Origin of the sequence: Ruminococcus sp. AF17-1AC, from assembly GCF_003461385.1 — a bacterium.
Taxonomy (GTDB): domain Bacteria; phylum Bacillota; class Clostridia; order Oscillospirales; family Ruminococcaceae; genus Hominimerdicola; species Hominimerdicola aceti.
The window spans coordinates 90,486-101,417 of the sequence record NZ_QTWZ01000010.1 but is presented as its reverse complement, the minus strand read 5'-3'; the positions used below and the strand labels follow the sequence as shown (position 1 = coordinate 101,417).

Here is a 10,932-nt window from a genome sequence, read left to right as displayed (position 1 = left end):
TCTCTCTTTTCTTTTTTCTTAATTTTGTCCAATATCTATTGTAGCACTACACGCACCGATCTTTACACTCTGCCTTATCTCTTGACATAAAAGTTTGAGAGGTGTATAATGTTAAGGGCAATATTGCCTTGGAAAAGAAATATAGTACATGGTCTGAAAGGATATTTACATATGGTTATAAAGAGAATATGTGCGGCTCTCTGTGCTTGCGTGGTATGCTTGTGTGCAGCGGGCTGTTCAAAGGATAGTAAGGACAGCTCTTCTGTCACAGAGAGCAAGGCGAACGTTTCAACAGCCGACAATGCAGACGGCGAAAAGTCTGAGGACAGCAAGGGTGACGAGAGTGATGCGGATAGTAAGGTATTGAACGAGCAGGGTGAGCTTATTAAAAAAACTGCTGCGATCTTTGACGGTGACTACACTCTGAAAACGACCTGCACAGAGGCCGACGGCTCAAAGCAGGAGGTAGTAAGAGCCAAAAAGGGCGGAAACATCTATCTGAAAGTCACATCGGATATAGGCACCAGCGGATTTATCTATGTTGACGGAGCAGGATATGATTACGATAACGTGACCGGTGTTTATCACAAGTCAGACGTGAAGGAGCTTGACGGCGTTCTTGAAAGCATAGTCAAGCAAAACCTGCCGAGAACCTATGGTCATATAAACAGTGATGAGGCTGATGATTTCGATATCGAGGAGTACACTTATACGGGCGACACATACATTACTGCTATCGACCTGTATTTTGATAAATCTGACGGAAGCTTAAAAAAATACACGCAGACCTTTACCATTGAAGGCTCAGATGATACAGTTTCAGAATACACTGTTGACGAGCTTTCGGGGGACGCTGACGACAGCCTGTTTGACGTATCTCAGGCGACAAGTCTTGTGGACTTTGACAGTATGTCAGAGGATCAGAGGCTTGGCTATTGTCAGGGTATCTTCAACAAAGCAGGCGTTACAACAGACGATCTCAGTGCAGGGGGATATCAGACGGACGATCTTAAGACCATATCCTATGACAGCTTTGTGAGCCTTGTTTACACATACGGCTACAAGCCTGCACAGCAGTAAGTCAAAATGCACAATTTCAGCGTGGAGATTTGTTGAAAACGCAGGGCGGAAAATGCCCTCTCTATGCTTTACTTGTATGCGTTTTTTTGGTATAATTATAAGTGTGGTCTTTACCGCATAAAAACGTATGCTTACAAGAGGATATATATAAATGAATATACTAAAGTTTTTGAAGCCGAAGGCTTGCGTGGATTTTGTCTATGATGACAACACAGCAAGGCAGGCTCTTGAGAAAATGAAAAATCACGGCTTTACCGCTGTGCCTGTTATCGACCGTGAGGGCAGATATGTAAAGACCCTTGCAGAGGGCGACTTTCTGTGGTTCATGCTCAATAATGGCATTCAGGATATGCGTGAGCTGGAAAAATATAAGATAAGCGAGATAACAAGACGTGTCAGAATGAAACCCGTCTATGTTTATTCTACTATCGAGGATCTGATACTTCTTTCAATGGATCAGAACTTTGTGCCTGTTATTGATGACAGGGAAGTTTTTATAGGTATTGTGACGAGAAGAGATATACTTAAATATTGTCACGATACTCTTAACGAGTATGAAGCGAAATATGGTCATAAGGAAGAAAAAGAGGAGATAGGTGCAGTATAAGCACCAGGAAAGGAATTGTTGTAAAAATGAAGAGGACAAACAAAAAGGGTGGCGCAGCTATAGTTGCTGTGCTTATAGTTATAATGCTTGTGGCTGTTGGCTCGGCGGCACTGGTGGTGACAGGAAGATATACCATTCAGGCAAGCAAGGTGGCAGACGCAGTTGTTAAGGTGAACAGCAAACTTGAGGAAAGCTCTTCTGAGGAGGTTTCAGAGGTTGACGACCTTTCATCAGTTGTGGAAGAGCCTGTGAGCAATTATCCTGTGAAGTCTGCAAATTATCAGGATATAAATATAAAGGGTATGACAGCAAACTCAGCTATACTTGTTGACGCTGACACAAACGAGATAGTTGCAGGTTATAATTACGAGAAAAAGGTATATCCTGCTTCTCTTACAAAGATGCTTACGCTTCTTGTAGCCGCAGAGAATATTCAGGATATGGACGCTACATATAAGTTCACAAGCGATGATATCGACCCTCTTATCGAGGACAACGCATCAAGAGCAGGCTTTGAAGCCGGAGAAACTGTTACAATGAAAGACCTGCTTTATTCAGCTATCCTTGTGAGCGGTGCTGACGGCACAACAGGTCTCGCAAACGCAGTTGCAGGCTCAGAGGAGAAGTTCGTTGAGCTTATGAACGCTAAGATCCAGGAGCTTGGTCTTACCGGCACGAAGTTTGTGAATGCAAGCGGTCTGCACAACAAGAATCATTATTCCACAGCGCAGGATATTGCAGTTATCACAAAGGCGGCTATGGATAACGAAACTTGCCGTGAAGTGCTTACAGCAACAAAGTACACAACTTCAAAGACAAAACAGCACAAGGACGGTATCGAGCTTACAAGCATTGTTGCACAGAGAATTGAGGGCTACTATGTGGATTGTGACGGTGACGGCGAGGCTGACGACGGCATAAGCATCGAGGGCGGAAAGACAGGCTTCACCGACGAAGCAAAGTACACCCTTTCAACTATACTTGATGATAACGGACACAAATATATTTGTGTTACAACAAAGTCTAAGGACGAGCTGAAGGCTGTTGAGGATCAGATAGCTATTTATGAAAAGTATCTGGGCGGCAAGGCTTCTGATAATAAAGACAAGGACAGCAAGACGGACACTGACACGTCTTCTGTTTCTGAGGTCGAGGATTAATTAGACAGGATAAAAAATAAATGCGGATATCGTGGAGGTATCCGCATTTTTGTATTTTATTTTGCAAATCAGTGTAGTCAGTGTAGGGGCGAACAGCGTTCGCCCGTCGAAGTGATAAAGCTATCGGTTTTACTATCCCTATGTAGCGTTTGTGTCAATTCGTGTAACATTGTATCAATTTTTATAGGGTTTTTACAAAAAGCGGGCGAACAATGTTCGCCCCTACATGAATTGGCAGAATATTCATCTTAAAAGCTTTTGTATCACACCTATTACCTTGGAAAGGTCATCACAGCAGGCATACAGAAGCTTTTTTGTTTCCTCGTCAGGCTGTGAAAGGTCTGGTACCATAACAGGCTTGCAGCCTGCGGCGTGGGCGGAGCGTATGCCGTTTGGTGAGTCCTCGAGGGCAATGCACTCGCCAGGGTCAAGCCCCAGCTCCTTTGCGGCGGTGAGATAAATATCAGGGGCAGGCTTGCCGTTTTCTATCATGTTTCCACAGATAAGCTTGTCAAATCTGTCAATGATATTTATAGAGCTGAGATACAGCGTGGTGCGCTGTAAGTCGGTGGCAGTGGCAACGGCTTTTTTCAGCCCTGTGCTGTCAAGATAGTCAAGAAGCTCATCAAGCCCTTTTTTCTTTTCTATGCCGTTTTGCCTGATAAATTCGTTCATAAGCTCGATACGCTTTGCGCGAACTTTGTAGTAATCAAAATCTTCTCCGAAAATGCCTTTCAGATGTGGGATAGCATACTTCGCCGCAAGAGAGCGTATGCCCAGAACGTGTTCCTTTGTCATTGGATAGCCGTAATGATTCGCCGCCTCACACCAAAACCTTGTGAGCAGCTTTTCCGTATCTATCATTAGTCCGTCCATATCAAATATAACGCCTTTGAGCATTTTTATCACGCCTTTCCAACTTGGCATCTGTTATTATATCACACTTTTGACAAGTTTTCAATAAAACTGCACAAATTAGAGGTGCAGAACATACATTTTGTTGTATATCTATATAAATTGTAATTGAAATTATATAATCCCATTGACAAATTATTAGAATGTGGTATAATAAGTACAGTGATAAAAGGCGACGCCTTAAAGAAAGGAATGAGAGCAAAGTGAACAAGAGCGTGTATAGTCTGGTGCTTGCAGACGATGTGGTGGAGGCTATCGACAGACTGGCATATTCCATGAATACCAGCCGTTCAAATCTGATAAATCAGATTTTGGCAGAGCGTGTTCAGCTTCTCACCCCTGAAAAAAGAATGCGTGAGATATTCTCTAAAATAGAACAGCTTATGGACAGCAGGTTTCAGACCCTTAATCAGCCCTCTGACGCTATGATGTCTATAAAAAGTCCACTGAGATATAAATATAAGCCGACCATACGATACAGCATAGAGCTGAGCCGAGATTTTCACGGAAAGGTGGGCAGGCTGAAAGTATCTTTCAGAACTCAGAGCACACAGCTCATTTCAATGCTTGACAGCTTCTTTAAGCTGTGGGCAAGGCTCGAGGAAAAATATCTTTCGTATCTTTTCACTACTGGCGTGCCTTATGAAACAGCCGAGGGCAGATTTACAAGAGATTTTTACGCACCGCCTCAGTCGGAGCTGACCGACGAGGATATAGCGAACGCTATCGGTGATTATATAAGCTGTATGGACAGCTGTATTCAGCTTTACTTTGACAACGCTGCAGAACCTGAAACGGCGGCAAGAAAGGTATCTGAAATGTATGAAAGATATCTGAAAAAAGGCGTTGTCGTTCTTTAAACGGTGGGCGGAGCATTCCGCCTGCTGTGAGCATATATCTTTTTAAGATGATAAGGGAGGTAATTTTATGAACGCTCAGAAATTGACACAGAAATCATTGGAAGCTTTGCAGGAAGCGCAGAGCATTGCCTCAAGAAACTCAAATCAGGCTGTTGACCAGCAGCACCTTATGCTGGCTTTGCTTTCACAGGAAAACGGTCTTGTGCCGCAGCTTTTTGTAAAAATGGATATCGCCCCTGAAAATATAGAGGCGGCTCTTACAAGAGCAGTTGATGATATACCTAAGGTACAGGTAGGCGGACGTGCGCAGGACTCTGTATACATTTCAAGCGACCTTGACAAGGCTTTTGCGGAAGCCGAGTCGGAAGCTTCAAGAATGAAGGACGAATACGTTTCAGTTGAACATCTTGTTATGGGCATAATGGACAGCCCAAACAGCGCTTTGAAGGAAATATTCAAGACCTTTGGGGTAACAAAAACAAAGTTTCTGAAAGTTCTTCAAGCTGTAAGAGGAAACGCTCAGGTAACGAGCCAGAACCCTGAGGAAACCTATGACGTGCTGAAAAAGTACGGTCAGGATCTTGTGGAGCTTGCAAGACAGAACAAGCTTGACCCTGTTATCGGCAGGGACAGCGAGATAAGAAACGTTATAAGGATACTTTCAAGAAAAACAAAGAACAACCCTTGCCTTATTGGTGAGCCTGGCGTTGGTAAGACCGCCATTGCAGAGGGTCTTGCTCAGCGTATCGTCAGCGGAGATGTTCCTGACAGCCTGAAAGACAGACAGGTTTTCTCACTTGATATGGGTGCGCTTATCGCAGGCGCAAAATACAGAGGCGAGTTTGAGGAGAGATTTAAGGCTGTCGTTGAGGAGATAAAGAAGTCTGAGGGCAGGATAATCCTCTTTATAGATGAGCTTCACAATATCGTTGGCGCAGGCAAGTCAGACGGTGCAATGGACGCAGGCAACCTGCTGAAACCTATGCTTGCAAGGGGCGAACTGCACTGTATCGGTGCAACGACTCTTAACGAGTACCGTCAGTATATCGAAAAGGACGCCGCTCTTGAAAGACGTTTCCAGCCTGTTATGGTAGACGAGCCAACCGTTGAGGACACTATCTCTATACTTCGTGGACTTAAAGAGAGATACGAAGTGTTCCATGGCGTAAAAATTCAGGATCAGGCGCTTATTGCGGCGGCTGTTCTTTCAAACAGATATATCACAGACAGATTTCTCCCTGATAAGGCTATCGACCTTGTGGACGAAGCCTGCGCACTCATCAGAACGGAAATGGACTCAATGCCTACAGAGCTTGATGAGATAAGACGTAAGATACTCCAGCACGAGATAGAGGAAACTGTCCTTAAAAAGGAAACTGATAAGCTTGCAGTTGAACATCTCCATGAGGTGCAGAAAGAGCTTTCAGAAATGCGTGAGCAGTTCAATGAGATGAAAGCTAAGTGGGAGAATGAGAAGTCTGCTATCTCTAAGGTGCAGAAGCTCCGTGAGGATATCGAGCAGTGCTCAAAGGATATCGAGAGAGCAGAGCGTGAATATGACCTTAACAAGCTTGCAGAGCTGAAATACGGCAGAATGGCTGACTTGCAGAAGCAGCTTGCCGAGGAAGAAGAAAAGGCAGAGAAGTCAAAGACAAAGAACACTCTGCTAAGAGATAAGGTAACAGAGGAAGAGATCGCAAGGATAATCTGCCGCTGGACAGGTATCCCTGTTGCAAAGCTTATGGAGGGCGAGCGTGAGAAGCTTCTCCACCTGCCTGATATCCTCCACGAGAGAGTTATCGGTCAGGACGAAGCCGTTGAGCGTGTGTCTGAGGCTATCATGAGATCTCGTGCCGGTATTGCAAATCCAAATCAGCCGATAGGTTCGTTCCTGTTCCTTGGCCCTACTGGCGTTGGTAAAACAGAGCTTGCAAAAACTCTTGCGCAGGCATTGTTTGACGACGAGAACAATATCGTTCGTATAGATATGTCGGAGTACATGGAGAAATTCAGCGTAAGCCGTCTTATCGGAGCGCCTCCGGGATATGTAGGCTATGAGGAGGGCGGTCAGCTCACCGAGGCTGTAAGAAGAAAGCCTTATTCAGTAGTTCTCCTTGACGAGATCGAAAAGGCTCACCCTGACGTTTTCAATATCCTTTTGCAGGTGCTTGACGACGGACGTATCACAGACTCACAGGGCAGAACGGTTGACTTCAAGAACACTATCATAATCCTCACTTCAAACCTTGGTTCTCCTTATATCCTTGAGGGCATCACACCTGAGGGCGAGATATCTCAGGAGGCAAGGGACAAGGTGGACGCTCTGCTGAAACAGCAGTTCAGACCTGAGTTTCTTAACAGACTTGACGATATAATCTACTACAAGCCTCTTATGAAGACAGAGATATACAAGATCGTTGACCTTATGCTTGCAGAGCTTGGCAAGCGTCTTGAAGACAAGAGGCTAAGCATAGAGGTAACAGACGCCGCTAAGGAAGCTATCGTAAATCAGGGCTACGATCAGAACTTCGGTGCAAGACCTCTCAAGAGGTTTATCCAAAGACGTATCGAAACTCTTATTGCAAAGAAGATCATTGCGGACGAGCTTGAGCCTGATTCTATCTTGCAGGTAGATTATGACAAGGACTTCGTTGTGAACGTTATCTATAATACTGTTACAGAAGAGTGATAGTATTATGCCAAAGGGCAGTTCCGAGAGGGGCTGCCCCTTTTTTTGTGGAAAAAGAAGGTTTTAATTTATTTTAGGTTAATAATAAAAGAATTATCTTGTTAATGTTTTGGTAAGATATACTGTTTGTAAACAAAAAAGAACAGTTTATTTTGTGAATTATTCTAGACTATTTTGCTTGCAAATGAGGTACATATATGCTAGAATATTAATATCGTGAAATATGTGATCTGATAAGGGGAATTAATATTTATGAAAGCAAATTTTTCTGATACGAATGATTTTGTTCAGAGCATGAACAGAGGAAAGCGCAAAAAGAAGATAGCATTGCTGGTGCTGTGTATAGTGCTTGCGTTCCTTGTGGCTGCCTGCGTTGTCGTGGGTCTGAAAATAAGGGAAAATAACCGTATCGCCATGGCGAAATCGGTCATAACAAAGCTTGATATAAGCACTACCTTCAAGGAGTCGGAGTTTTCTGACGATCAGGACTGGGACGGTGACGGCATAAAGAATGTCGATGAGGTACGTCATGGCACTAACCTTCAAAGCGAGGATACTGACAATGACGGAATAAGCGACGGCGATGAGACAAAGCTAGGTACGAACCCTATTGAAGCCGATACTGACGGCGACGGTCTTCTTGACGGCTATGAGCTTATGGCAGGCACAAATCCGAGAGAGTCAAAGTCTGACGGAAAGACCAATGACGCTGAAAGAGAGCTTACAGTGGAAAAAAATGCAGGAGACTGCCGCCTTGAAATAAAGGGCGACGCAAACGCTGCCAGTGCGACCCTCGTTGAGCTTGACCTCTTTGGTATCTCTTCAAATGCAAGTATCGTCACAAAGGCTTATGACGCTTACTCTGACTATAAGTTCAACTCGGCAAAGATAACTTTCGATATCGACACTGCAAAGCTGAGTAAAATGGGATATTCATTTGATGATCTTACAGTGCTGAGATTTGATTCACGTTCGACCCTTTACACAAAGGTGGATTCAAAGGCAGACAAGAGCAAAAAGACAGTTTCTGCTTCTCTTACAGAGCTTGGCACTTATGTGGTAGGCGTTGAGAAAACTGTAAACGACGAAGCCACAACAAGGATCTGCTTTCTCGTTGATAACTCCGGCTCTATGTATCCAAAGGAGCAGTGTGTAACTTCTTCTGAGAATGATGTTGACTTCAAGCGTCTTGACTTTGCAAAGAATCTTATCGACAAGTTTGAGAGCCACTATCAGGTCGGCATTTGCAAGTTCACAGGAAGCTACAAAAAGATGGTAGACTTCACTGATGATAAGACGAAGCTTACGGAAGCTCTCGATAAGATAAAGTCTGAGAAAGAGATATTTAACGGCACTCACAGCCAGACGGCTCTTAAAAAGTGCATGGACGAGTTCAAGACAACTTCCGGTGGAAAATACAGGAATATCATTGTAATGCTCACCGACGGCGAGTCTGACGAGCCAAATCCTGCAAGCGTTTCAAGCCTTGCAAATACCGCAAAGGATAAGGACATAATCGTTCTTACAGTTGGTCTTGGCAGAGATGTTGACAGAGATTGGCTTCAGAAGCTTGCTTATTCCACAGGTGGAAAATATTACTCGGCTTCCGACGCAAACGCCCTCAATGACGTTTACAAGCAGATAGTTACTACACTGAACTATGATATTGTTACATACACAAACGCTGACGATAATGTAAGAGGTTATTCGCTCTACAACACAGGCTTTGACCCAAAGGTGAACGGCTTCTCATTCAAGAATTTCAGAACAACAACTACCGCAAGCGTTGACTTCGGCATGGCTGTTATGGCAAGAGATTGGTATCTCGGAAACGTAAAGACTTCTCTTGGGGATATCGCTCCGTCAGATAAGAGCGACATAAAGGTGAATGCCGCAGGCTATGACATAAGCGGAACAGACTTCGGTAAACAGTATGACGAAAGAGTGCCGCTTAGCAAGATAACCTCAGACCTTTTCGCAGGCACATATTCAGACGTTACAAAGTATCTCGATTATTCATGCACAGGGGATATTCTCACCCTTAATGATGACTATAAGTATGACAGCAAGAACAAGGGCTGGGTAAAGGACGTTACGAAAATATCAGGCGGCAATCTCCGCTGGAAAAAGGTCGAACTGCTTGATATGGATATAGCAAACGGCATTGACAAAATAAAGGGTGGCTATTCCTCAAATGACGCAGAGTTCGCAAAGGCACTCTACAGACTTAACGCCCTCCAGTGGGACGATTCTTCGTCAGAGTATAACCTTAACAACGACAGCAAGGGCTTTGAAAAGCTTGAAGACCAGCTCAGCCTTGGCATACCAGTTGTTACAACTATAGACGATACTCATACAGTGAACGCTATCGGACTTATTCAGGATTCTGATTGCCACAGAAAATATATCCTTCAGATATATGACAACAACTATCCTGGGGAAACAAAACAGCTTTATATCCAGAAGCTTCCGAAGTGCAAGCTCAAGATAGACAGCAATGGCAAGGCGACAGTTGTTGGCACAACGTTCGAGTATTCCGCAACATATGAGGGCAAGCAGGTCGGCATAGAATTTTCTGACGTGACAGCTCATTAATAAGAACAAAAAAACGGAACGGCTTTGACCGCTCCGTTTTTTGTTAAGATAGTTTGTCAGGATTATTTGATATAGTATACCCAATTGTCTTTTCTCTCGTGACCCTCGGGATATTCACCCTCAGTGTAGCCGAGTGCGCAGTGACCGATGCCCTCGTATTCGCCCTCGATGCCAAGGCTGCGGAGGATTTCCTTGCCTTCTTCAGACTCAAATTCTTCCTTTGCACGATGTATCCAGCAGCTTCCAACGCCCTCGTTGTGAGCGGCAAGCATAAGATTGCCCATAACAAGACTTCCGTCATAAATGTAAGTCGGGCAGGATTTGTCAGCTAGTACAATAAGAATAACAGGCGCACCATAGAACGGGTCGAAGCCCTCAGCCCAGCCGCCTATCTTTCTGTTCATCTCAGAAATTTTGTCACGCATTTCCTTGTTGGTGACAGCAATGATAATAGGCGACTGCAAGTTTCTTCCTGTGGCGGAATAAGTTCCTGCTATTATGATGCGGTCGAGAACGTCCTGAGGTATCATGTCAGGCTTGTATTTTCGTACACTTCTTCTGGTTTTCATAAGTTCGAGCAGATCTTTCATAAAACAGCCTCCTTTGTAGGTTTGACAGTTGTTTGCTTATAATTTGATTTTAGCATAGTTTGTGGAGAATGTCAACGGCTGTTTAAGTGAGGAACGAAGTTAAGTGAGGAGTGAGGAGTGAGGAATGACATAGCCGCACCGAGTGGGGCTGAATGAGAAATGAGGAATGAGGAATGACAGCGCCGAACAGAGTGGGGTAGCCAACACCGAGCGAAGCGATTTTGCGGCAGTAGAACTTGAAGCCAAATATGGGGGATAACGCAAGTTTTGCAAACAAGAAACAGTCGACCAGCGGTCGCCTCTACAAAAAATTTATCGCCGACAGGCGATACCATAATTCCTCATTCCTCACTCCTCATTCTACAAACGCCGCTTTCTTCATAAAAAATCTCTTGCAATTTAAGCGATACTGTGCTATACTAACAAGGTATGTTTA

The 10,932-nt window shown here is 44.2% G+C and carries 8 protein-coding genes; 6 read left to right on the top strand and 2 right to left on the bottom strand.

Annotation, left to right across the window (positions count from 1 at the left end):
* The first annotated feature begins 171 nt into the window (after positions 1 to 171).
* The 3 genes from DWW81_RS08430 (at position 172) to DWW81_RS08420 (ending at position 2,847) form a co-directional block, all read left to right on the top strand.
* On the top strand, positions 172 to 1,080 hold the full coding sequence (locus tag DWW81_RS08430) for a hypothetical protein (RefSeq protein WP_117897353.1): 909 nt from the start codon (positions 172 to 174) through the stop codon (positions 1,078 to 1,080).
* A 151-nt stretch (positions 1,081 to 1,231) separates the two neighbouring features.
* Positions 1,232 to 1,687: a CBS domain-containing protein gene (locus DWW81_RS08425; RefSeq protein ID WP_117863422.1), complete on the top strand. Its 456-nt coding sequence runs from the start codon at positions 1,232 to 1,234 to the stop codon at positions 1,685 to 1,687.
* Between the two features lie 26 nt (positions 1,688 to 1,713).
* Positions 1,714 to 2,847 (top strand): serine hydrolase, encoded by a 1,134-nt coding sequence (locus DWW81_RS08420; protein WP_117897352.1) that lies wholly within the window; start codon positions 1,714 to 1,716, stop codon positions 2,845 to 2,847.
* Between the two features lie 243 nt (positions 2,848 to 3,090).
* Here the strand turns inward: DWW81_RS08420 and DWW81_RS08415 are convergent, their stop codons facing one another.
* A complete protein-coding gene (locus DWW81_RS08415; protein ID WP_242989588.1) occupies positions 3,091 to 3,774 on the bottom strand; it encodes an HAD family phosphatase in 684 nt (227 codons plus the stop codon).
* 131 nt (positions 3,775 to 3,905) lie between these two features.
* Between DWW81_RS08415 and DWW81_RS08410 the strand changes: the two genes are divergently transcribed.
* The 3 genes from DWW81_RS08410 (at position 3,906) to DWW81_RS08400 (ending at position 9,906) form a co-directional block, all read left to right on the top strand.
* The gene (locus DWW81_RS08410) at positions 3,906 to 4,622 is read left to right on the top strand and encodes a hypothetical protein (RefSeq protein ID WP_147339774.1); all 717 of its coding nucleotides are present in this window, start codon (positions 3,906 to 3,908) and stop codon (positions 4,620 to 4,622) included.
* A gap of 67 nt (positions 4,623 to 4,689) precedes the next feature.
* On the top strand, positions 4,690 to 7,311 hold the full coding sequence (clpB, locus tag DWW81_RS08405; protein WP_041337359.1) for an ATP-dependent chaperone ClpB: 2,622 nt from the start codon (positions 4,690 to 4,692) through the stop codon (positions 7,309 to 7,311).
* Between the two features lie 252 nt (positions 7,312 to 7,563).
* Positions 7,564 to 9,906 carry a vWA domain-containing protein gene (locus DWW81_RS08400; protein ID WP_117897350.1) on the top strand — a complete coding sequence of 781 codons (2,343 nt, stop codon included), beginning with the start codon at positions 7,564 to 7,566 and terminating at the stop codon, positions 9,904 to 9,906.
* Positions 9,907 to 9,968: 62 nt separating this feature from the next.
* Here DWW81_RS08400 and DWW81_RS08395 read toward each other — a convergent pair whose 3' ends face one another.
* Positions 9,969 to 10,496 carry a nitroreductase gene (locus DWW81_RS08395; protein ID WP_117863428.1) on the bottom strand — a complete coding sequence of 176 codons (528 nt, stop codon included), beginning with the start codon at positions 10,494 to 10,496 and terminating at the stop codon, positions 9,969 to 9,971.
* Positions 10,497 to 10,932 lie beyond the last annotated feature (436 nt).

Bases quoted from the DNA above. Each gene is read 5' to 3' on its own strand.
- DWW81_RS08430 (WP_117897353.1), top strand. From the start codon at position 172: ATGGTTATAAAGAGAATATGTGCGGCTCTCTGTGCTTGCGTGGTATGC.
- DWW81_RS08425 (WP_117863422.1), top strand. From the start codon at position 1,232: ATGAATATACTAAAGTTTTTGAAGCCGAAGGCTTGCGTGGATTTTGTC.
- DWW81_RS08420 (WP_117897352.1), top strand. From the start codon at position 1,714: ATGAAGAGGACAAACAAAAAGGGTGGCGCAGCTATAGTTGCTGTGCTT.
- DWW81_RS08415 (WP_242989588.1), bottom strand. From the start codon at position 3,774: ATGCCAAGTTGGAAAGGCGTGATAAAAATGCTCAAAGGCGTTATATTT.
- DWW81_RS08410 (WP_147339774.1), top strand. From the start codon at position 3,906: ATGTGGTATAATAAGTACAGTGATAAAAGGCGACGCCTTAAAGAAAGG.
- clpB (WP_041337359.1), top strand. From the start codon at position 4,690: ATGAACGCTCAGAAATTGACACAGAAATCATTGGAAGCTTTGCAGGAA.
- DWW81_RS08400 (WP_117897350.1), top strand. From the start codon at position 7,564: ATGAAAGCAAATTTTTCTGATACGAATGATTTTGTTCAGAGCATGAAC.
- DWW81_RS08395 (WP_117863428.1), bottom strand. From the start codon at position 10,496: ATGAAAGATCTGCTCGAACTTATGAAAACCAGAAGAAGTGTACGAAAA.